This window comes from Arthrobacter sp. SD76 (assembly GCF_049726125.1).
GTDB classification, from domain to species: domain Bacteria; phylum Actinomycetota; class Actinomycetes; order Actinomycetales; family Micrococcaceae; genus Arthrobacter; species Arthrobacter nitrophenolicus.
Map to the genome: position 1 here is coordinate 175,365 of NZ_JBNBLR010000002.1, position 21,954 is coordinate 197,318.

The 21,954-nt window shown below is 61.3% G+C and carries 22 protein-coding genes and 3 pseudogenes; 18 read left to right on the forward strand and 7 right to left on the reverse strand.

Annotated elements, in window-relative coordinates; genetic code table 11:
- Positions 1 to 3 precede the first annotated feature (3 nt).
- The 17 genes from ACPEE0_RS22595 to qatD all read left to right on the forward strand — a co-directional run bounded on the left by ACPEE0_RS22595 (position 4) and on the right by qatD (position 15,405).
- Positions 4 to 375 carry a M23 family metallopeptidase gene (locus ACPEE0_RS22595; protein ID WP_424575499.1) on the forward strand — a complete coding sequence of 124 codons (372 nt, stop codon included), beginning with the start codon at positions 4 to 6 and terminating at the stop codon, positions 373 to 375.
- Positions 372 to 668 (forward strand): hypothetical protein, encoded by a 297-nt coding sequence (locus tag ACPEE0_RS22600; RefSeq protein WP_424575500.1) that lies wholly within the window; start codon positions 372 to 374, stop codon positions 666 to 668. Before ACPEE0_RS22595 ends, ACPEE0_RS22600 begins: the two co-directional genes overlap by 4 nt.
- Before the next feature lie 260 nt (positions 669 to 928).
- Positions 929 to 1,420 carry a hypothetical protein gene (locus ACPEE0_RS22605; RefSeq protein WP_424575501.1) on the forward strand — a complete coding sequence of 164 codons (492 nt, stop codon included), beginning with the start codon at positions 929 to 931 and terminating at the stop codon, positions 1,418 to 1,420.
- Entirely contained in the window at positions 1,417 to 2,118 is a 702-nt protein-coding gene (locus tag ACPEE0_RS22610) for a MinD/ParA family ATP-binding protein (protein WP_424575502.1), read from the forward strand. The genes ACPEE0_RS22605 and ACPEE0_RS22610 overlap by 4 nt, the downstream gene beginning before the upstream one ends.
- A gap of 11 nt (positions 2,119 to 2,129) precedes the next feature.
- Positions 2,130 to 2,465, forward strand: a complete 336-nt coding sequence (locus tag ACPEE0_RS22615; protein ID WP_424575503.1) for a hypothetical protein — start codon at positions 2,130 to 2,132, stop codon at positions 2,463 to 2,465.
- A 3-nt stretch (positions 2,466 to 2,468) separates the two neighbouring features.
- Positions 2,469 to 3,254 (forward strand): hypothetical protein, encoded by a 786-nt coding sequence (locus ACPEE0_RS22620; RefSeq protein ID WP_424575504.1) that lies wholly within the window; start codon positions 2,469 to 2,471, stop codon positions 3,252 to 3,254.
- Positions 3,235 to 5,223 (forward strand): hypothetical protein, encoded by a 1,989-nt coding sequence (locus ACPEE0_RS22625; protein ID WP_424575505.1) that lies wholly within the window; start codon positions 3,235 to 3,237, stop codon positions 5,221 to 5,223. Before ACPEE0_RS22620 ends, ACPEE0_RS22625 begins: the two co-directional genes overlap by 20 nt.
- Entirely contained in the window at positions 5,109 to 6,674 is a 1,566-nt protein-coding gene (locus ACPEE0_RS22630; protein ID WP_424575506.1) for a hypothetical protein, read from the forward strand. Before ACPEE0_RS22625 ends, ACPEE0_RS22630 begins: the two co-directional genes overlap by 115 nt.
- Positions 6,671 to 7,153: a hypothetical protein gene (locus tag ACPEE0_RS22635; RefSeq protein WP_424575507.1), complete on the forward strand. Its 483-nt coding sequence runs from the start codon at positions 6,671 to 6,673 to the stop codon at positions 7,151 to 7,153. The genes ACPEE0_RS22630 and ACPEE0_RS22635 overlap by 4 nt, the downstream gene beginning before the upstream one ends.
- Complete coding sequence (locus ACPEE0_RS22640; protein WP_424575508.1) at positions 7,150 to 8,259, forward strand: hypothetical protein; 1,110 nt, start codon at positions 7,150 to 7,152, stop codon at positions 8,257 to 8,259. The genes ACPEE0_RS22635 and ACPEE0_RS22640 overlap by 4 nt, the downstream gene beginning before the upstream one ends.
- Complete coding sequence (locus ACPEE0_RS22645; protein WP_424575509.1) at positions 8,256 to 9,944, forward strand: type IV secretory system conjugative DNA transfer family protein; 1,689 nt, start codon at positions 8,256 to 8,258, stop codon at positions 9,942 to 9,944. The genes ACPEE0_RS22640 and ACPEE0_RS22645 overlap by 4 nt, the downstream gene beginning before the upstream one ends.
- Complete coding sequence (locus ACPEE0_RS22650) at positions 9,941 to 10,495, forward strand: DUF4913 domain-containing protein (protein ID WP_424575510.1); 555 nt, start codon at positions 9,941 to 9,943, stop codon at positions 10,493 to 10,495. Before ACPEE0_RS22645 ends, ACPEE0_RS22650 begins: the two co-directional genes overlap by 4 nt.
- 239 nt (positions 10,496 to 10,734) lie before the next feature.
- On the forward strand, positions 10,735 to 11,775 hold the full coding sequence (locus ACPEE0_RS22655) for a KAP family P-loop NTPase fold protein (RefSeq protein WP_424575511.1): 1,041 nt from the start codon (positions 10,735 to 10,737) through the stop codon (positions 11,773 to 11,775).
- 38 nt (positions 11,776 to 11,813) lie between these two features.
- Positions 11,814 to 12,596, forward strand: coding sequence for a hypothetical protein (locus ACPEE0_RS22660; RefSeq protein ID WP_424575512.1), 783 nt, complete (start codon positions 11,814 to 11,816; stop codon positions 12,594 to 12,596).
- 46 nt (positions 12,597 to 12,642) lie between these two features.
- Positions 12,643 to 13,404: a Qat anti-phage system associated protein QatB gene (qatB, locus tag ACPEE0_RS22665; protein WP_424575634.1), complete on the forward strand. Its 762-nt coding sequence runs from the start codon at positions 12,643 to 12,645 to the stop codon at positions 13,402 to 13,404.
- Positions 13,401 to 14,564 (forward strand): Qat anti-phage system QueC-like protein QatC, encoded by a 1,164-nt coding sequence (gene qatC, locus ACPEE0_RS22670; protein ID WP_424575513.1) that lies wholly within the window; start codon positions 13,401 to 13,403, stop codon positions 14,562 to 14,564. Before qatB ends, qatC begins: the two co-directional genes overlap by 4 nt.
- 106 nt (positions 14,565 to 14,670) lie before the next feature.
- Entirely contained in the window at positions 14,671 to 15,405 is a 735-nt protein-coding gene (gene qatD / locus ACPEE0_RS22675) for a Qat anti-phage system TatD family nuclease QatD (RefSeq protein ID WP_424575514.1), read from the forward strand.
- Positions 15,406 to 15,792: 387 nt separating this feature from the next.
- On the opposite strand, the gene ACPEE0_RS22680 is transcribed toward qatD, so the two are convergent.
- From ACPEE0_RS22680 to ACPEE0_RS22695, 4 genes and pseudogenes are all read right to left on the reverse strand, one after another.
- Positions 15,793 to 16,671: an SLC13 family permease gene (locus ACPEE0_RS22680; RefSeq protein WP_424575515.1), complete on the reverse strand. Its 879-nt coding sequence runs from the start codon at positions 16,669 to 16,671 to the stop codon at positions 15,793 to 15,795.
- A gap of 22 nt (positions 16,672 to 16,693) precedes the next feature.
- Positions 16,694 to 17,203, reverse strand: coding sequence for an SLC13 family permease (locus tag ACPEE0_RS22685; protein ID WP_424575516.1), 510 nt, complete (start codon positions 17,201 to 17,203; stop codon positions 16,694 to 16,696).
- A gap of 8 nt (positions 17,204 to 17,211) precedes the next feature.
- On the reverse strand, positions 17,212 to 18,054 hold the full coding sequence (locus ACPEE0_RS22690; RefSeq protein WP_424575517.1) for an isocitrate/isopropylmalate dehydrogenase family protein: 843 nt from the start codon (positions 18,052 to 18,054) through the stop codon (positions 17,212 to 17,214).
- Between the two features lie 35 nt (positions 18,055 to 18,089).
- A pseudogene (locus ACPEE0_RS22695) lies at positions 18,090 to 18,311 on the reverse strand (isocitrate/isopropylmalate family dehydrogenase); the annotation flags it as partial.
- 151 nt (positions 18,312 to 18,462) lie between these two features.
- Here ACPEE0_RS22695 and ACPEE0_RS22700 point away from each other — a divergent pair.
- Positions 18,463 to 19,473: a LysR family transcriptional regulator gene (locus ACPEE0_RS22700; RefSeq protein ID WP_424575518.1), complete on the forward strand. Its 1,011-nt coding sequence runs from the start codon at positions 18,463 to 18,465 to the stop codon at positions 19,471 to 19,473.
- 449 nt (positions 19,474 to 19,922) lie between these two features.
- Here the strand turns inward: ACPEE0_RS22700 and ACPEE0_RS22705 are convergent.
- From ACPEE0_RS22705 to ACPEE0_RS22715, 3 genes and pseudogenes are all read right to left on the reverse strand, one after another.
- A pseudogene (locus ACPEE0_RS22705) lies at positions 19,923 to 20,593 on the reverse strand (response regulator).
- 504 nt (positions 20,594 to 21,097) lie between these two features.
- Positions 21,098 to 21,636, reverse strand: a pseudogene (locus tag ACPEE0_RS22710) (amidohydrolase family protein); the annotation flags it as partial.
- The gene (locus ACPEE0_RS22715) at positions 21,615 to 21,944 is read right to left on the reverse strand and encodes an amidohydrolase family protein (protein ID WP_424575519.1); all 330 of its coding nucleotides are present in this window, start codon (positions 21,942 to 21,944) and stop codon (positions 21,615 to 21,617) included. The gene ACPEE0_RS22715 and the pseudogene ACPEE0_RS22710, both read right to left, overlap by 22 nt.
- Positions 21,945 to 21,954 lie beyond the last annotated feature (10 nt).

Below are 21,954 nucleotides of genomic sequence, written 5' to 3' on the forward strand. Positions count from 1 at the left end.
GGCGTGCTGGCCAATTTTCACTACGGCATCGACTTCGCACACCCCGGCGGGCCCGGAACGATCGTGGCGATCACGGACATGAAGATCGTGAAGGTCCGGAACCTTGACGGACTGTTCGGAACTGGTGTCACAGGTCAGACAACCGACGGCAAATTGACTATCGGCATGTACCACATGGAAGCCGGGTCGGTGAAGGTCAAAGAGGGGGACACCGTAGCCGCTGGGACGCCGCTGGGCATGGAGGGAGCCACGGGAAATGTCACCGGGAGGCACCTGCATATGGAGTTCTTTGCCGGGTCCCTGCCCAATCCAATGGTCCCGGTTAATCCGACGATCGATCCCACCCCGATTCTGAAAGCGAAGGCGATCCTATGAGCCGCAAGTACCGCACCGTTGTAGCGTTCTTGGCTGCAGGGGCATTCCTGGCTTCCTGCGCTGCTGCCAACCCAGAGTCTGGCACGCCTGCGTCAACAGCCGGTGCCACTCGCGATGAAGGGCACACTGGCGGCCACGGGCACGAAGCAGAAGAACTTTACGGCGCCCCGGAGGTTACGTGGGACGCGACGTCGCAGACCTCTGTAGAACACGCGGCAGAAACGGCGATGAGGCTTTTCGCCCGCCCCGAGGCACCTGAAGCCATCTGGTTTTCAGACCTGTCCCGTATTTAGCAGCGGATTACGCGGACGACGCTCGATACATCGACCCAGCACGGGTTCCGGTTAAGACGATCACGGATGGCCCGGCGATCAGCAGGGAAGCCGGGAACCCCATGACGGTCACCGCGTCCTTTTCCACCGATGCCGGCCGGTGGCAGATCATGCTGCACCGCTCCGGCCAGCAGGAACCCTGGTTGGTAACCGCCATCTCACCGGAGAAATCCTCCTAACCCGTACGAGCAATAGAACGCAGCGAGTGAAAGGAACAACCAATGAGCACCAATTGGCAAGGCAGCGAACGGACCCGTACAACGACGATCAGCCTTACGGACCGACTACCCGAAGAGAGCATCGAGTCGGAGCGGGTTCATCCACTACCAGGGTCAGCGGGGCAAGTAGCTGACGCCCCGGTGCTGCCGCTGTCTGAGGCAGCTGATGCAGGACAGGCCCCGCTGGTCAGTGGCCGGCGCAGTGCCGCGCTGCTGCAGAAGGACAACGTGAACGATCAGTTGCCGCCGGATACGGGCTGGCAGGCTTTTCTTCGCGCCGTGAGCTTCGGTCTGATCAATCCCAAGGCCGGCGCTGCTGAGCTGGCCCGACGGGCGGATCTGTCGGCAATCCAGCGGATCTACTCGCGGCCTATGCAGATCATGGTCGCCCAGCCCCTGGGCGGGTCGGTAAGACTATGTGCAGTGTCGGCCTCGGCTCGACGTTCGGGATCCACTCGGGACAACAGACACTGGTCTGGGACAACAACGAAATGATGGGCACTGCCGGTGTCCGCACCAACTCCAACGGCTCCAGCAGCACCGTGTGGGACCTGCTGAACGTCCTGGAATCCTTCGAAACGGTGGCCGCCCGAAAAGGTGAGTTGTCCTATTACACCCGGCATCAGGGCAATAACCAGTTCTCGGTCCTCGTCGCCGACGAGGACGCCGATCGGATGAAATCCATCGGGGCTGAAGAATTCAACCGCATCCATACCGTCGTCAGCCGCTTTTACGACACCCTCATCGTGGACACCGGGAACAACACCCGCTCAGCGAACTGGCTGGCCTCCATCGACGTCACCGACCAGCTCGTGATTCCAACGACCCTGAAACAGAACGCCGTGGTCTCCGCCCTGCGAATGATCGAACAGCTCGAGTCCATGACAGAACGCACCGGCAACCCCCACTACAAGAACCTCGTCAACAACGCCGTCGTCCTGGTCACCCAAGGCGGGGGAGCGAAAACCACCACCCGGGAACAAACAGAACTCCGCACGATCCTTGCCTCAACCGCGCGCACGCTCATCGACATCCCCTACGACAAGGCCCTCGACACCGGCTCCATCATCGACTGGCAACTCGTCACCAACCCGGCACGGCGCGCCTTTGAACGTGCAGCCGCTGAGATAGCGGCCGGTCTACAAACCGCAGACGCCACGCCCACCCTTCCTGCCAAGACCACCAACCGATAGGACACCCCTTCATGCTGACAACCATCACCACCGAACTCATCATCGGCTCCGCTGCAGAAAACCCCCTGGACGGTGTTACGCCCAATATCGATGTGTTCGGCATCGAGTTCAAATCCGCCTTCCAGCTCATCCTTGGCGGGATCTGGGCCCTTGCCCTGTTTCTCGTCACCGCAGCATTCCTGTGGAACCTGGCCAAATGGGGTGTGGCACGGCAGCGTGGACATTCTGATGACATCGCCGATGGTGCGGACGGAGCAAAGCGCAGCGGAGTAGCCTTCGGCGCCGTCGCCGGTGCCAGCGTGATCATAGGCGGCATCCTGGCCCTGACGAACATGGCAGGCGCATAACCAATGAGAAAGCACTGGAAGGCACTGGCCGCCGCGGGGGCGGTGATCGTCATCATCATCGCGGCCGTCCTCGTCATCACGTTCCGCCCGGCAGAACGGCAACCGGAAGCCCAAGAGTCCGGGCTCGAAGCGACAGGCAAATTCGGCTTTCCCGTCTCGACTCTTCGCGTAGGGGAAGGCGGCACCAGCGTAGCTGGTGACGGCAGGACGATCATCGGCTACAACGGGACCTGCGACTCGGCCGTACAGGCGGCCGCGAACTACGCGCCGCTGCTGCGCGACGTCAACATCAATACCTGGGCAGAACAGAAGAAGACCCTCGCCGAGATCTCACCCCAAGGACCATGGTTCGAAACAGCAACCCTCAGCGGCGACTACCTAAGCGCGGCAAAGGACCTCCCCACGCCGGGTTTTGACGGCGGCTGGTTCACCCGGACCGATGTAGCCGCCGGCGGTATGTATCGGGTCGCGAGCTGCGACGAGAAGGCTACGGCTGTGGTGCAGGTGTTCGCTGGATCGCTTGAGGCACGCACCGAGGGCAAGCCGTTGGGCGGGTACGAAACCATCACCGTCGAGCTGGGCTGGGACGGGGACTGGAAGATCACCGACGCCCAGGTGCTGGCCGCGGACAAGGACTTCGGCGGCCGGGTCAAAGACCAGGGGCCATCGGGGCCAGACCCGCACGGCCCTACAGGCGCCCTAGCACCGCTTACCACCACCTGGGTCGACAGCCTGTTCACTGACAAGAGCCGTGACGGATGGATCGAATATGCAAACGCCACGCGCTAGCACCCGGATCCGCTGGATTGCAGTCCTCCTGGCCTTATTCCTGGGCCTCAGCATGGCATCGCCCGTTACTGCACATGCCGCTGAGGACATCGCGTTCGCTGACAAGCTCAATGCCGATCAAATGAAACGCCTCGCCGGGCTGCCCGAGCCCGAACGAGCCAAGATCCGCGACCAAATCAACCTCGAACACGGAAAACAAAGCTGCGCGAACCCGACCTTCTACGGCTTCATGGGCGGAGACAACTGCGAGAACGTTGCTGCCAGCGCCTTCGGAAACTTCTTGACTACTCCTGAAGCAGCCCTGGACTACGCAGGTACTGACAGCGCGCGTTTTTGCACAGCCCTCGCAAAAGTCCAAGCCCCAACACCAGCCGTCTCCATGTGCCTGGCGGGCGCCGTGTGGAAGAAGTTTTCGCCGGTTGCGGGTGCTGTGTTGCGTACTGCGTTGTCGACCACTTCCGGGGGTCAGGCGGTGTTGGGTGCGGTGGATTCTGTGGCGTTCATTGCCGGTGCGAAGGACGGGTTTGAGCGGTTCGCGAACACTGTCAAGGACGAGGGCGTGAAGACCACCAACGAGGTCCTCAGCACCTTGCTGAAGGTCTCCACGTTTGAAGTAGATGACGGTTTCCGGGACGTGTGGGCGGCCTTTGCCGGTATCGGGATCCTCATCATGGCCTTGATGTATTTCAAGCTCTGGAAGGACGTCTCCAACGGAGACCTGGATCTGGACAGCGCGAGGCAATCCCTGTTCTGGTACGGGCCGCTGTCCGTGCTGCTGGTCCTGTTCGGACCCGCCCTGGGCTATGTCATCAACGACTGGCTGACCTCCCTCGTCCAGGGAGCCGGGTCTTGGTCCTCCGTCCGGGTCACGGATTTCCTTGTGGCGATCATGCGGTTCGCCTCTTACGAGTCAACGGGCGTGTTCGGGCCCCTGGCAGGGGTGGTCCTGTTCGGGCTGCTGTTTGTCGGGGCGTGGGCGCTGCTGGGTTTGTTCGCGCTGCAGCCGATTGCGCTGTACCTGCTGGGCGTCGGCCTTGCCCTGATGGTCGGATTCATGGTCCACCCCCAGTACCGGCCACGCGTCGGGAAGACCAGCTCGCTGTGGCTCGGCATCGCCCTGTCGAAGCCCCTGCTGCTGCTCATCATGGGTGCCGTCTTCAAGTTTCTCGCCTCCCGTCCCGCCTTCGCCGAGGACGGTGTCGATGACGCGATGGTCAATGCCACGTCCGTTTTCCTCGCCGGTGCGACGATGCTGGTCCTCGCCTGCTCCCCGGGCCTGCTGTTCAAGTACGTGCCGCTGCTTCCGGCATCTGCCAGCAACCTCGGGACACACCGGCAGTCCGTTGTCGGGGCGGCCATGATGGCCGGTGCCGGGGCCGCGATCTCCTCGGCCATCAGGAGGCGCAGAACCGCGCAAGTCCAGTCCGGCCCCGGCGGACGGCCCCACCAGGGCACCGGTCCATGCACCGTCAGCTGGCCGGAGCTGATGGCCCCACTGACCAAGGAATTGAGGGAGCCGGCAGGGGCCTCACCCCGGGCAGGAGGAACACGACCGGCAGGGGACCTGACGCCACGGACATCCCGGCGGAAACACGGACCTTGTCGGAGCTGCAGCGTGCCGGCCGTTCCGGTACAGCCGGGGCCGGGCCGGGGTTCATGGCCGGGGCGGGTTCGATGGGGCGCGGGTCAGCGAAGATCGCCGCCGGCGGCGCCACAGCGTTCCTGCTGGCCGGGCGGGAAACCGCACGGCAGGCGGCACTGCGCGGCCAGCGGGCCGTGCACTCCATGGTCCCGGACACCGACCACATCAGCGGCCGATAACAAACACAGCACAAGACAGGGGAACGGTAGGTCATGGGAAGAATGGTTGTCGTCGGTGGTGAGGTCCAGCGCCGCGGCTTGTTCGGCGGTAACCGGACAACCCCTGAATGGATCGGCCTCGCCGCCGCTGTCGTCGCTGCTGCAGTGATCGTGGTGGCCGGCGGCAGCCACCTGGTGAGCCTGTTCTTCGCCGCGGTGCTGGTGCTTGCCGGGGTTATCCTGACGACCCCGAACAGGTTTTCCGGGCACCGCTCGCTCGGTGCCCTTTTCCTGGAGGCACAGCACAAGGCCTACCGCCGCCGCCACGACTCGCTGACGTTCGTACCCGTCAAGCACCGGCCCACGACCCGGCTGGTCAAGGCCGGCAGGAGGAACCGGGACCGGGCCGACGCTGACGGGATGATCGAGGTCCCGGCCCGGTACCAGGACAACGTGCCGCTGATGGTGGGCACGGTCCGCCACTTCGAAGTCCAGACCCCGGACGGGCCGATGGTCGTCTTCCGCCACCAGGGCAAAATCACCCAGCCTTACTACACCGTGACCGTTGAAGTCCTCGGCTCCTCTTCAGCCATCCGTGAGGAGCAGCGGCAGGAAACCGGCCACGTCGCCAGGGGCCAGTACCTGGCCAGGCTCGCCCGCCGCCAATCACTGGTCACCCATGTCCAGTCCCTGGCCCGGTCGGTGCCGATGGACTCGGCCGATCACCTGCTCTGGGTCAAGAAGCGCATTCCCGCCACCGGGGTCCCGACCATCCTGTTGGAGTCCTACGGCGCCCTCTGCGAGACCGTGAAGTCCCGCTCGGAGCAGCACCGGACCTACGAGACGTTCCGCATCCCGTCCTCCGCCGCCCTGTCCCGCCGCGCCAATGCCCTCGGCGGCGGGGACGAGGGCATCGGCCAGGCGATCTACCAGGAAGTCCGCTCGGCCATGGCCCAGGCAACGATGATGGGCTCGGTCCGGGCGTACCGGCCCCTCGGCGCCCGGCCGATGGCCGCGCTGCTGCGCCACCTGCAGGACCCAGACTTCGACATCGACGACTACCAGGACGCGGACCTGATGGACTGCTGGCAGTACCTCGACGGCGCCGCCTCAGCCCTGTCGCTGGTCGTCAACGGCCACTGGCATGTCCGCACCGGGTACGTGCCCGCCTCGGCGTTCAGCCCGCAGGCCATCCCGGTCGAGGCGCTCGAAGCGGTCATCAGCGGGATCCAGCCCGCCGTCGTCCACAGCGTCTCCATGGTCATGGAGCTCCAGGACGCCCGCACCGCCCGCACCACCGCACGCACAGACGTCGCCATGGACCGCGCCAAAAAGAAACAGGTCAACGAATCAGGGGTCGTCACCGACGGAACCGACGATGTCCTGCTCGACGCCTCCCACCAGCGGCTCCTGGACCTCAAACCGGGCTCCGGACACCACGGCGCCGCCTACGCCCTCTACATCTCCTTCGCCGTCGACCACGAAGACGACATCCTCTCCACCACCGACATCATCGAAGCAGCAGCCGCCGACGCCGGCATCGACTTCATTGACTGGATGGACCACCGCCACGACCTCGCCCTGATCACCACCATGCCGTTCACAAGGGGAATCCGATGACCAACACCACTGCCCGCCACGCCCCGCCCCACACCCATACACACGACATGCCGGCCGAAAAGGGTCCCGGGCGGCCGGCCCTCAACAACAGCCCTGCCACATCCGATGACGTGCCGGCCCGTCGAGGGTCCAGGTCGGCTGCGCGGAAGGCGAAGCGGAAGGCACGGGAACGGGAGCAGGCCGAGGCGCAGAACAGCGCGTCCACAAGATGGCATCACGGACGGAAGTGGCGTTTCGCGTCCCGGCTCGGGTTCTACGACCCGGCAGCGCCCGGGGTGCTGACCTCCACCCGTCAAATGGAGTTCTCCCACATGGCCATCGCCTCCCCGCCCACCTCACACCGCGGCCTGGTGTTCGGCGTCGACGCCGGATCCGGATGGATGATCGTCCACGACCCGTTCACCGCCTACGGCGACACCATCGAATCCCCGAACGTCTGCTACATCGGCGACCTCGGGCAGGCCAGTCCTCCGCCATGAAAACCTGGGGCGTGATCCGCCAGCTCATCCTCGGCCGCCGCGTCGTCGTGATCGACAAGAAATACCAAACCGACGTCGGGGGAGGGGAATACACACCCCTGGCCACCAAACTCGACGTCACCCCGGTCCGGTTCATGATCGGCGGCGGCGGATCCAGAATCAACATCCTCGACCCGCGCATCGCCGCCCGCCTCAACGAAGAACCCGGCGACGGGGACTCCACCCCCGCCGGGCAGTCAATGCTCGTCCGCGCCGTCATGGAAGAAGCCCTGCGCCGACCCATGACACCCAAAGAAGGCAAAGCCGTCCGCGTCGCCCACCGCCAAGCCCTGGCCGCGGCGAAAACGGCCGGGGAAGTCGCGGACATCCGCCACGTCCTTGCCGCCCTGTACGCGCCGGACCCGGACACCGCGGCCGCCGCCGGACTCACGCCGGCCGAGCTGCGCGAATGGGGCCAGGACCCCGCCTTCGAACTCGAACGCATGATCGAAGACGACCTCGCCGGGCTGATCGACGGGCCAACCAGCGACCACATCGAACTCAACGCCGGGCTCACCGTCTTCGACGTCTCCCTCCTCCCCGAAGACGGGCCCGCGCTGCCGATCGTCATGACCATCATCAACACCTGGCTCGCCAACACCCTCTACCGGCAGGCCAGCCCCGTCCCAACCACCCTGCTGATCGAGGAAGCCTGGCACACCGTCCAAGGCTCCGTCGCCACCGTAACCCGCAGGAACACCAAACTCTCCCGCGCCCTGTCACTGTCCTGCCAGTTCGCGTTCCACCACGTCTCCGACATCCCCGAAGACAGCCCCGCCATCGCCATGCTTAAAGAATGCGGCACCGTCCTGCTCTACAAACAGCAAAAAACCGCCGACGCCCTCGCCTGCGAACACATGTTCAACCTCCCGCCCGGATCCGCCGACGTCATCTCCCGGCTCGTCAAAGGAACCTGCCTGTTCAAAATCGGCAGCCACGACCCCTTCGAAGCCATCCACGTCCGCAGCCCCCTCGAAATCGAACTCACCGACACCGACAACGCCATGAAATCCAACTCCACCATCACCTTCGCCCACAACGCCGCCCCGATGGAGGTCCCCGCATGAGCAGCCGCACCTCATCCGACACCATCCTCAAACTCATCCTTGCCGGCACCATCGCCGGACTCGCCGCCCTGGCCTGGCTCTCCGCCCTCCTCGGCGAACTCCTCACCCCCACCGGCATGCCCTGGACTCAACCCGAGCAACTCCTCACCCGCATCAAAGACGGGACGTTCCAGTGGCCATCGGCGTCGACGTGGATCCTGATCGTCCTGGCCGTCCTCGCCTTCATCGGCGCCGCCATCCTCACCGCCGCCCATGGCGGCAGCACCCGGGATGACGGGCTGCCCCGATACAAAGACCTCGAACGCCGCATGGGCCGCAAAGCCGCCCTTACCAAGGCCCGCCAGTCCCTCGAACTGCCCGACGATGCAACCGAAGACGAAATGATCGTCGCCCTCTGCACACTCGACCGGCAGACCCTGTACGTCCAGCACGAAGACTCCATGTGGGTGTTCGCCCCGCAACGCTCCGGCAAAACCCTCTACCTGGCCGTGGGTATCATTCTCGACGCCCCCGGCGCGGTCATCGCGACCTCCACCAAGAACGACCTGCCGATGCTCACCGCCGTCGCACGGGAACGCAAAGGCGACGTCACCGTCTTAGACCTGCAGGACATCTCCGGCTGGCCCAACAAAATCCGGTGGAACGTCATCGACGGCTGCGAAGACCCCGACGAAGCCCTCGCCCGCGGCAAAGCCTGGGCCGGCGCCCAACCCATGGGCAACGTCAAAAACGGCGACTTCTTCAACTCCAAAGCCGCCGCCGTCCTCGGCCGCTTCCTCCACGCCGCCGCCCTCGGCGGCCTCACCATAGAAGACGTCGTCCGCTGGACCAACAACTTCGCCGACACCGAACCCCTCGAAATCCTCATCGAACACAACGCCCCCGCCGCGTTCTCAGCACGCCTCCGCGCCCTTACCACCTCCCGTGCCGGCGAGACTGTCGACTCCATCCAGGAAACCCTCGCCGGACTCCTCGAACCCCTCTCCTCACCCAAAGCCATGGACACCCTCAGCCCGGCCAAAGGTGAAGGCTTCGACATGGAACAGTTCCTGGCCAAACCCAACACCATCTACCTGCTCACCGACGGCGAACGCTCACCGGTCGCACCACTCGTGGCCATGTTCGTCGACTTCATGTTCCGCAAAGCCCAACGCATCTCCCAGACCAAGCCCGGCGGCCGGTTGTGGCCCGTCCTCACCATGGTCCTCGACGAAGCACCCAACGTCGCAGCCATACCCGACATGGCCGGTGCCCTGTCCGACTCCGGCGGCCGCGGCATCCGCATCGTCGGCTTCAGCCAATCCTTCGCGCAAAACCGGCAACGCTGGGGAACCGAAGCAGCGACCGCCATCCGCGGCACGTCCTCCGTCCGCCTCTTCCTCCCTGGGCTGGAAGAACTGGACGAACTCGACAAAATCGCGCGCGCCGCCGGCACCACCCATAAGGAACGCATCTCTACCTCCCAAGGCCGAGGTGGCTCCTCACGGACCACGAGCAAGGAAGAGCGCCAGGTCATCCGCGGCAACGAAATCCAGCAACTGCCTGTCGGGGAGGCCTTCATGCACTACAGCAACGTCCGCCCAGCCCGCGTCACCCTCACGCCCTGGTGGGAACGACCGGACGCCGACCAAATCCGTAAAGACAAAGCGGCCGCAGCTGACATTGTTAGAGGAGTGCGGGCATGAGCGACGCACAGCAGTTCGCCGATCAGCAAGGCGGTGAGGGAGTAGGAGTGCCGTCGATGGAGGAACTCGTCCTGCAGCACGACGCCCACATCCTTCAACTCAAGGTTGACGTCGAAGGCATCGCCGAAGTCGTCGCCGACATCCTCACCACCCCACCAAAAGCCCAGCCAGCACCGTGGAACTGGAAAGAACTCACCGGTGTAGACCGGGTCAAGCTCATGAAAGAGCTGGGGGAGTGGGTCACATGGATCAACGAAAGATACGGTGTCACCGACAGCTCACGGATCCCAGGCTGCTGGTACCGCCACGGCCCCGTCGTCGAAGAACTCACCGCAGCATGGATTGCCTGGAAGGCCGCGTACTACGGACACAAGACCCCCGTAGACGCGCCAGCATACTGGCACGAACGAATCCTCTGGCCAACCCTGACCAGGATCAAGAGCTCAGCATGGGGATTCAACGGATGCACCACGGAGCACAAAGACCCGCGGCCTTCAACAAGACCCTCCATCGACCCTGGCTTTGAAGACTATATAAATAACCCTGCTTAGAAATACCCCCACTGGATGCACGATGAAAACTGGACTCCCCCTTTCAATTCCTAATAAATGAGCATGACCTTTATGAGACTTGCAGATACCAATGCCCAAGTCTGGGCTCATGTCGGGCGCCTCAGTTATTAAAGGTGGCGCGCCTCCGCTCCCGTCCGTAGGCCCCATGGCATTCTGGGAAGGACCAATCATGACTCAGATCGCCGATCAGAGTGGGGGACCAGAAAGGCGATTTTGCCATGTGGCTCGACAACGAGACAGACCGCGACTTCCTCAACTTCGAAGGAGTTGCGGACACCATCGCGGAGGTAATCGTCAGCGCCAGCGGCCGACCCGTTTCGATCGGTGTATCCGGTGCCTGGGGAGTGGGGAAATCCTCCATGATCAAACTGACGAAGTCGGCACTAGAGAAGCAACAACCCGCGGAAGGCCACGGAAAGTATCTTTTCGTCGAGTTCAACGCATGGCTCTATCAGGGGTACGACGATGCCCGTGCCGCCCTGTTGGATGTCATCGCAAATAAGTTAGAAGCAGAAGCAGCAGCACGGCAAACGGGTGTTGAAAAAGCCCGCGACTTCTTACGCAGGGTCAAGTGGTTTCGGCTGGCCAAGCTTCTTGCACTACCAGCGGCATCAGTTGCCCTCGGAGTTCCCCCCGTCGGGCTTCCAGGAGAAATTGCCAGCCTTATTAAAGAGGGAGTAGCAGGCCAGCTGGACGGCGAAGACGTGGAGAAGGCCGGCACTGTTGCTTCAGAAGTATCGGCTGTAGGCCGAGCCCTTCTTGACCCGAAGCAAGAGTCGTCACCGCCGAAGGAGATACAAGCGCTGCGGGAGTCATTTGAGGATGCCCTTGAGGACATCGGAGTTACTCTTGTAGTCCTAATCGATGATCTCGACCGGTGCATGCCTGGAACAACGATCTCCACCCTCGAGGCCATCCGTCTCTTCCTGTTCTTAAAGAACACAGCCTTCGTGATTGCAGCTGATGACACCATGATCAAACATGCCGTCAGAAAACACTTCGAGGGACTGGATGACGACGAGCTGGTCACGAATTACTTCGACAAACTAGTTCAGATACCGATTCGGGTGCCAGCTCCGGGAACCCAAGAAGTTCGCGCCTACCTCATGATGCTTTTCATAGATAACAGTGAAATCGCGCAGGAGGAAAAGGATTCCTTACGGGCCGCTATCGCCGGCCAGCTTCGGGAAACATGGAAAGGGAAACGGGTGGACCGCTCCTTCGTTACCGGCTGCGGCATAGAGCTTCCCCGTCACTAATCGGACGTCTTGACACCGCTGAGCGGCTCGCACCGTTGATGGCAAGTTCTGACCGGATCGCTGGCAATCCACGCTTGGTCAAACGCTTCCTTAATGCCTTGTCGATCCGCATGAGCATCTCAAAAGCACAAGGAGTAGGCGTTGATGAAGCTGTCCTTATAAAACTACTTCTCTTCGAACGGCTTGCTGCACCGGCTGCCTATGCAGCGCTGAACAAAGCCGTGAACACCGACACGGACGGTAAACCGAGAATACTGGAACAGTGGGAAGAGTCCGCTGCCAAAAACGAAGAATTTCAGCTTGAAACACCCTGGGACGACGAATTTATCCGAGAATGGCTCGCACTCCCCCCGGCACTAGCAGATCAAGATCTGCGTGGGGCGCTGTATGTTGGGCGCGAACAAGCTCCACTCATCACTGCTGCGGACAGACTTTCATCAGAAGCAGCCGGCTACCTGAGCGCGCTACTCGCGAGCCCCACAGAAGCGCATGTGCTTATCGAGAGCCTCACCCAAATACAGCGCGCGGAACTCACGATCATCATGGATCGACTGCTTGTGCAGGCAGGCAAGGAACAGGAATGGGGAGCACCTGCGATCCTCGATGCCTGCATCGCAGTAGTGACAGCCGACCCTTCTCAAGGCAGCCGGCTTGCAGGCTTCCTGATCGAGCGACCTGCTCAACAGATCCAACCAGGCATCGTGCCGAAAATTGCCTCGCAACCTTGGGCCAAAGAAGTGTTCATCCAATGGTCGAAGACGCCCGACATAGAAACCCCCGTTAAGAAGGCGATTGAGCGTGGGAACGTCGCAAAGCAGTAGCGGTCCCGGTGCTGGGGTGGCTCTGGTGCCGCCGTGGGCAGATGACGTGGGGTCTGAGGATGCCGACGCACCAGCGGCCCCTCCCTCCACCGGAGGAGGAGACAGCGAGGAGAAAGTTGATACCGAAGTAACACCTTTGGCGCCTTCGGGCCGGTTCCGTGGTGCAAGACGGTCGCTTGGAGCATACGCGCGCACCGGGGACACTCGTGACCTTCGTCGGGCCCTTGGACACTATGTCCGGGTTGGCTATGGGGGATCTGGGACTATGGCCCGCCGTCTCGGAGGAACGGCGTCCGTAGCCAATCGCCTAGGTGGCGTGCTGCAATCGGGCAAGATGGCCGACGGTACCGATCTACGTGATGCCATACTGGCCAACGGTAGTGACGTCAACGTTGTTCTCGACGCCATTGCGGACTCGGCGAGCCCCATGGACGGAACTCAAGACAAGGAATCGTCCCGTAGGGCAGTGCGCGATTCCCTCTCGGATCTGCTCGTGAAGTATCCCGATGCCGACCTTGCAGCGCTCTCTGACGAACAGCGCCAGTTCGTCGTCGAACGCTACGCAGCTTTGGACGTATATGGACGTTTTTGCCTGGACCTGCAGAAGACCGTCATGGAAAAAGCAACGGATGCTGCAATCGGACTCCGAAGACTGAAAAGCATACGCGAATTCGTGGTCCAACAGGTTGCCGCGGCATTCAAAGCCGTCCGTCAGCGGGGGGCAGCACCTACGAGTAGAAGCATCGCGCGGCTGACACATGAGGCCCTTAGAGAGACCATGGCCGTTTTCGAGGAGTACACAACATGAAATATTCGAGCGGACCCCGTTCGGTTGTTGCATCCGGAACGGATTCAGCACCGATTGTCCTATTCGACAAGGAGCCTTCAGGTCAACTGCCAACCGCTGGCTGGTCTGTCTTGGACACTATCCGTAGACGACAACTGTTGCCCGACCCGGCGGCTTGGGACTTCTTGTCCATTGCCCTCTCCGTAGTGGTTGCAGATGGCGCAGCCAGTAGGTCCGATAGCCCCGATGGCTGGACGCGCGAATTCGAAATGGACATAGCCCTCCATGACCCCGACCGCTGGACTCCGCTTGCTCCGGCCTTGGAGTCCGCGCTGAGGTTTCTCACTACAGACCTCTGGACTTTGTCGTACCGGGGCGGCGGTCTACTCCCTACAAGTCCGACAAAGCCGAGATATCCTGCCGCAGACGCCGCCGCGCTACTCTCGGGAGGTCTGGACTCTCTGGTCGGTGCAATCGACCTGTCTGAACAGGGACTGAAGTTGCTCGCCGTCAGCCAAACAGTCCGCGGCGACGCTGAAAAGCAGGAGCGGTTCGCCAACCGGATTGGCGGAGGTCTCGAACATCTGCAGGTTAACCACAACGCAAGTACGCCTCGGAATGAAAAAGAAACCTCGCAGCGGTCCCGCTCGCTGATCTTTCTTGCCTTCGCGGTTCTTGCTGCGACAGCCACGCAGCGTTACAGCACCGGTGGAACGGTCCCTGTTTACGTATGTGAGAACGGATTTATCGCCATAAATCCACCCTTAACAAACGCCCGCATAGGAAGTCTTAGCACGCGCACGGCCCACCCCGAGTTCCTCGGGAGGATCCAGCAAGTCCTCGACGATGCAGGACTCCGCGTGCGCATCGAAAACCCCTATGCCGAGAAAACGAAAGGAGAAATGCTTCAAGAGTGTCTCGATCAGCCCCTCCTCATGACCGAAGCCGCCATCTCCACGAGTTGTGGCCGGTTCCAACGTTTCAATTACCAACACTGCGGGCGCTGCGTACCATGTCAGATCCGCCGAGCAGCCTTCACTTCGTGGGGAAAGAGGACACCACTCAGTACTTTTACAATAACCTCGGGACGCTGGACCAAGATCATGCAGCTTTCGACGACGTTCGCTCAGTCGCCATGGCGAGGCTCATCGTTCAAGAGGACGGCCTCGACCGCTGGATAGGTCCTGCCTTGAGCTCACCGTTGATTCATAACAGGAACGAGCTCCGACAAATGCTGCGGCGAGGACTGGACGAGCTGGGCTTACTACACGCCGAGTACGGCCTGTCGTGATTGACTTTCACTGCCATCTCGACCTCTTCCCAAATCCCAGAGAAGTTGCCGCGGAGGTGCAACGTCGGGGCGCCGGAGTCTTGTCTGTGACAACAACACCATCAGCATGGCCTGGGACATCGCGCCTTGGACAGGACCGACCTGCAATTCGGACAGCGCTCGGTCTTCATCCACAAATTGCGGCCCAGCGTAAGCAAGAGATCAAATTGTTTGAACGCTACCTCCCGGAAACCCAGTATGTGGGCGAGGTCGGGCTAGATGGATCCCCTGAACTGCGAGCATCTTGGCCCGACCAACAAGACGTTTTCAGGCACATCCTTCAGGCATGCAGCGATGCGGGAAATAAGGTCCTATCAATTCACAGCCGCCGCGCAGTTGACCCCGTACTGGACCTGCTAGAAAAATACAAGGGAGACAGCACTTTTATCCTGCATTGGTTCTCGGGAAATCAGACCCAACTTAAGCGCGCCGTCGATTTAGGCTGCTGGTTCAGCGTTGGCCCCTCAATGCTCGCCGGTGCCAAGGGCAAAGCCTTGGTAGCGAAAATGCCAAAGAACCGCGTCCTTCTGGAGACCGATGGTCCCTTCGCGCAATATCGGCAGTCCGCTCTCAGGCCCTGGGATGTAAACGAAGGATGCAGCCTATTGGTAGACGTTTGGGACGAGAGTCAAGCCAGAGTCGAGGACCAGATCAGAAACAACGAAAGATTGCTACTTCAGACCGTTTCGTGACATCGATCAATCTTTGCGGCCGGGCTCTGCTGCCGAATGATTGCACAGTCAGATTCAAGTCTGAGACCTCCGGACAGAGTGTCAGATTTATCGAATTGTAGGCCCAATTCTGACGTGATTCCATCCATAACCTGACGTCAGGTTGGGGTGTACTCCATTCGGGTGTTGAGAGTGCGTTGAAGTTGTGAGGAAAGGCGGAATAGTGACCGCCTTTCCTCACCAGCCCTTCACCGATCAGTTGCGGAAGAGGCTCGGATGAAGAGGCGTTCGACGACCAAAAGCTGCCAAGAAACTGATCGTTGGAAGGGGTGCCCGCCGACTTTGGCTGGCGGGCACCCTGGGTGGTGTCAGATGGATGGCGGGTTGCTTAGCTGGTGTTCCCCGCATCTAGAGGTTCAGGGCTATCGCCCCCGTAAGCAAGGCGAAACCGAGGTACGCTAGCGAGCCGATTAGTACTGGCTTCCACGCGAATTTCTGGAAGTCGCCCAGATTCGCTCCTATGATGCCAAGCAGCGCCCACAATGGTGCCGAGGTGGGACCGATTGAGTGGGCCATCTGCCCGATTACAGAGGCGCGGGCCATGTCGATGGCGGGAATGCCATACTGCGCGGCAGATTCGGCCAGCACTGGCACAATTCCGAAGAAGTAGGCGTCATTGGCCATAAAGAAGCTCAAGGGAATGCCGATGAGCGCCGCTGCAACAGGAATAAGGCCGCCCAGTTCCTCAGGGATTCCCCCGATGAGGGTGGTTGCCATGGCGGTGGTCATGCCAGTTTCGGTGAGGATGCCTGTAAAGACACCGGCGCCGAGTACAAGCATGACAACCGGAACCGCGTTGGCAGCATGTTGGCGAATAACTTCGCCCTGCGTCGAGGGCCGCGGAAAATTGACCAGCAGAGCAATAATGAATCCGATGATGAACAGGACCATTAGGTCAGCAACTTCAAGGACCAGACATGTCAGCAGGCCAGCAGTGAGAGCTGCGTTGACCCAAATTTTCCAATTCGCCTTACTGCCCTCGTCGGGGTTTTGATCACGGATGTCAGTGGCGACGGACGTCTGGTGCCCGGACTGGCCACCGTTCACAGCCGAGCCTGACCGCCTCGACTGCGGCCATGCCTTGATGTCGCCGGTGTGGTGGTCACGACGAATTTCTTTGGCTACTGCCGCAAGATGGTCCGGATCCATTTTGTCCCGCGCCACACGACCCAGGACGTAGGCGACTACGCACACCGTCAGGCAGGAGAGGACCATGGGTGCGATCATCCCTATGAAGTATTCTGAAGCATTAAGGTGCAGGACGCTGATGGCCCTGGTTGCTGCCCCGCCCCAGGGAGTGGTCCCCGAGACCGTACCAAGGGCCATGGTAGCAATGGTGGCAATTATCAGGGGGGTTGATCCCCAGCCTCTTATACAAGGGCAGAAACGCCGCACAGATGATCATGTAGCTTGTTGTTCCGTCGCCGTCGAGGGCTACGAGGCACGATAGAACCGCTGTACCAACACAGATCTTCACCGGATCGCCTTTAGAGGCCCGGATGATGAGCCGTGAGACGGGATCGAAGAGTTTTGCGTCCATCATGATTCCGAAGTACAGGACGGCGAAGAGCAAAAGGACAGCCGTTGGGGCGACCGTTTCGATGCCGGTGGCGATCATATCCGGGAGACGCCCGCCCTGGCCCGTAAACAGTAGGAAGAACGCAGGCGTGACGACGATCGCTACGAGTGCCGTCATCCATTTGCGGATGACAAGAACCATGAAAGTGATGAGGGTTCCGAAACCCAGAATGGCAAGCATGACGGACCTCAGCTTTCCAAACGAGCAGCGATGGCCTGGGCTACGTCGGCGGTGCAGGCAGTCCCGCCCAAATCACGCGTGCGCGTAGCCGGGTCAGCCATGGTCGCCTCGAGCGCCGACATTATGGCAGCGCCGGCGGTGCGAAGCCTGGCGTCATCCCTGCGGTCGGAGAGCCATTCCAAAAGCATGGCAGCGGACCCGATCAGGGAACAGGGGTTCGCCACGTTCTGCCCTGCCAGGGCGGGAGCCGAACCGTGCTGCGCCTGTGCTATCGCGTGGACGGCACCGGTATTGATCGAGGCAGCCATGCCGAGGCCGCCGGCGAGTTCGGTGGCCTCATCCGAGAGAATGTCACCGAACATGTTTGTTGTGACTATAACGTCAAATGCTTCAGGTCGGCGGATGAGATGGGCTGCCATGGCATCGACCAGGACCTCCTCGTAACTTACATCCGGATATTCGGAGGCCACGGAACGGGCACATTCGAGGAACAGCCCGTCACTCGTGCGCAGGACATTGGCCTTATGAACGACGGTTATTTCCGAACGACGCTTCTTGGCGAGTTCGAATGCTTCACGAACGATACGTTCAGATCCCTCGCGCGTAACCTTGCGCATAGCCAGCGCGATGTCTGGCGTAGGCATGAATTCCCCGGTGCCCTGATACATCGTCCGATCAGCGTAGAAGCCTTCGGTGTTCTCGCGGACGATCACTAGGTCAAAGTCGCGATTCAGCGGTGTGGGGACGCCGGGCATGGTCCGTGCCGGGCGGATGTTTGCGAAAAGGTCGAGCCGCCGGCGCAGCTCGCCTGACGGGTTTTTGCCGCCTTCGGCCGCAGCCGGGTAGTCCAAGTGGGAAACGGGCCCAGAATGACGCCGTCTGCGGCCCGTGCCACTTCTAGGGCCTCATCCGGGAATGTTGAACCGGTGCTTTCGAGAGCGAGGAAGCCGATGGTGGCCTCAGTTCGCGCCCAGTCTACGCATTGCGCCCGAAGTGCGGCAGCGAGAACGACTTCGGTCGCGGAAGAGATTTCCGGTCCAATGCCATCGCCAGGTAGAAAAGCCAGGGACAGGGGTTTGTGGGTAAAAGGGGTGGGGGTGGTGTGCACTGAATGACCTCACTGTCACAGAAAAATAAGAACGATGCCGCACTTGTCTGCAGGCGGCGCCAAAACAGCATAGGAAGAACCGCGCAGTTAAGAAAAGCAACATCTGCTTATTCCTGAATGAAGACGAGCTTCAACCGGATACCATGGAGCCATGGAGTTGGATGTAGGGAAGTTGCTTATAGTGGCACGGGTGGGCCGGCTGGGATCGATCACGGCCGCCGCGGAAATGCTTCACCTGACGCCGTCTGCCATTTCTCAGCAAATTCGGCGGCTTGAGCGCGGTCTCGGCCTGCCTTTGTTCGAACGCCGCCCTCACGGCATGGTCCTGACTGAGGCTGGGGCGCTGATCACTAAAAGGACCGGGGAAATAGAGTCTCGCCTGACTTCACTGGGCGCGGAATTGGAGCGACTTACCTCTGGATTGGCTGGCCGTGTCTCGTTTGGGGTGTTCCCGACATTCGCTTCGTCCTTGCTTCCCATGGTCATGAAAACCTTCCGGTCCAGCTGTGCGGGAATTGAGTTGGATGTCCGCAGCATGCGCTTGAAAGGGTTGCGTGAGCAGGTACTCAATCAGGAGCTCGATCTTGCTATCACGTGGAGTTATCCGTGGGAACGAGAGGTTCTGCCTTCCATGGCGGTCGGTCTGGACCCAAACGTCGTCCTTCTCCCACCGGGGCATCCGGAAGCAGACGCTGAAGTTGTGCCCTTGGGTCGGCTTGCTGAAGAGAACTGGGTCTGCCGGGCGGATGGGCACGCCGTCACTGATCTGCTGCATCGAGCTTCGGCAGCCGCCGGTTTCGAGCCTCGCATTGTGGTCGCAGCCAATGACTACCAGGAAACTCAGGCTATGGTCGCCGCAGGAATTGGGATCGCTATGGTGCCCCGACTCTCTACAATGACGCGCCGTCCGGACATCGCCGTACGATCCGTTTCTGACGAGGCACCGCCACGGACCCTGCATCTCATCCGGCGTCCGACTGCAACACCCAGCCGGGCAATTGATCAATTAGTTCAGGTCGTCGAGGAAATGGTGAACTCCAAGGCTCTCGCACCAACCGGCTCCGCCGACTCATCGAATATGGTCGGGCACTGGTCCCGAACGTGCCCTAGTCCGATGCGAGGAGCGTGTGGCCTTGGCCAAACTGCTGCTACTCGCCGGTGAACTCAAGAAAAGCTCGACGTGATGCCCTGCGTCGGCGTCAGGATAGGGCCCAATTCCGTCCATTGACAGTCGCTCAATGAATGCTCTGAGAACCCATCCTGACTGTCCCAGGGCAGGGAACTGAGGTGTTGTGCCACGAATTTAGCGACATAGCCGAAAATGTGGGGATTGATGTCCATCACCGGGAGCGAAGGCCAGTCTTGGCTCTTGTGCGGCGGTGTAGCTCCGGGCTGCTTCTAAGACACCTGCCAAGCCGTACGAACCGGAAAGGACAGGCCTGCCCTTGCCGACGGAACCACCTGCGCTCTTGATTCCGCGAGCGGGCGCTAGTTTCCGGGGATGCGTGTGCAGCAACGCCACGGCTGAGCGCGGCTGCGCGGACACCCAGCGGGCCTCCACCAGCCTCCGCCGCCACAGCGGCGGCAGGATGTAAAGATAAGGGCGGCAGTCTACTTCAGCATGTAGCGGCGTTCGGGCCGTCCGGCGCCGTACTTGAGCCGGATCTCCGCGCGTGCGTCATCAAGGAGGTATTCCAGGTAGCGTCGGGCACTGACGCGGGAGATGCCCAGGAGATCCGCGACTTCCGCTGCCGCCAGGTCCGTGTCGGCCGAATTAAGGACGTCCTCGACCAATTTCAGTGTTTCGGGGCTGCATCCTTTGGGCAGCGGCCGCTCGGCCGAATCGCCAGGCTGCACCCCGAGTACCCGGTTCACGTCCGATTGCTCGGCTACCTGCTTCGAGGAGTCCAGGGCTTGATAGGCGCTGCGGTAGTGTTCCAACCGTCCCTGCAGGTCCGCCTGGAAAAAGGTTTGATGAGGTAGTGGACTACGCCTCTGCGGAGGGCTCGACGCACCGTACTCACTTCCCTGGCTGCGCTGATCACCAGCACGTCCAGTTCCGGTGCGACTTCGCGAAGCTGCAGCATCAGCTCGAGCCCGTTGGCGTCGGGGAGATGGACGTCGAGCAGAACGAGGTCGGGCTGAAGCTCCCGGGTTTTGACGAGCGCTTCGGCGCCGCTGTGGGCAGCCCCGACTACGGTGAAGCCGGAAGTGCCCCGGATAAAGCCGGCATGAAGCTTTGCAACTATGAAGTCATCGTCGATTATCAGTACTCGGATCATTGTCGGATCTTCCTTGCGGTGAGCGCGGCGCCATTGTCGTGGTGCACGCAAAGTTAAAGAGCCGCCGTGACGTAGGTGGACCAGGCTAGCGACACTCCTACGCAAAATAGAAAAACCCGGTCGCATTGGCACGGTTGTCGCTTCGGCTCCGCAGCAGGACATTGTTTGAGGGACCCCATCATGCCGAGTGGGAGCGTGCTCCAGTATGTTTCAAATAGCTGGTAAAACTACAGTCTGCCAGCAGCGCTCCCTCAATCACGCACGATGCCTCCACGAGCGGTGCGGTACCGGCGTGCGCATTTACGGTGCCGTTATACGCCATTGCCGGACCGTTCGCAGTGCTATTGGTGTATGCACATGTGCCTTCCCGGATCGAGGGGCTTGGGCCTGTGCGGCCAAGGCGTGTTGAAGGTATACGGGACGTAGGACACCCGCTGCCACTTCGCAGTTATACCGACTTTCGCTCGGCCTCGGCCTCTGCGCTTTGTAGTGAAAGGCTCCCACTCACAAACAGAGCGTAGGCTGTGAGGCCGGGTCATCGGACGGTGCAGGCCATCCGAGCAGGGTAGCCGCGTTTGTTGTCATCATGCTCCCGAGGAGATCGTCCCCTCCCAAGGCCTGGGCCCAGAACAAGACCTCCGTGAATGTGTGTTGTTCGTGGCGCGTGAATGGCCAGTCGCTTCCAAAGACGAGCCTGCCTGCACAGCCTCGCTCCAAGAGCTCGGCGAACACCGCTTCGGACTGTTCGCGGGAGGACCGGTACGGTCCGGAGACTTAACCCAGACATGTTCGAGGACGGCGAGTTCGAGTACCGCGTGGATGGCTTCAGGACATTCAGATTCGGGAAGCCCCAGGTGGTCTATGACCACTTTTCCTGGCCAGGCTCGAAGGGTCGGAGCCAGATGCAGCCATTGCTGCCCCGAGGCCTGGATTTCCAGGTGCCATCCATGCTTCGCCATGGCCACAGCTGCGGCTTGCCATGCCGTACTGAGGAGGTCCGGAACTGGCTGGCCAATAAGATTCAGCCGGACACCGCGGACCCCGCCCCGTCCAGGTGCGCCACTCGTCCTTCGCTCAGTTCCGAGCGCACCTCTCCGCTTGACACCACAACGACTCCCCGAAGCCTGTCCGGTGCGGTCGCCAAGGCAGAGAGCAGATAACTGTTGTCCGATCCTAGGAAGCTCGGCTGAACCAAAACGCCCCGGTCCACGCCGTGGACAGTCAGCACGTCGAGGTACTGATCCAACGTAGCCGCATAATCGGGCACGTACCGTGCACCAGTGGCGGTCGTAAGCGTGGGCTCAAAAATGTGCGCATGGGTGTCAATCGCACCGGGGGGAAGACCAAACATGCATCAACTC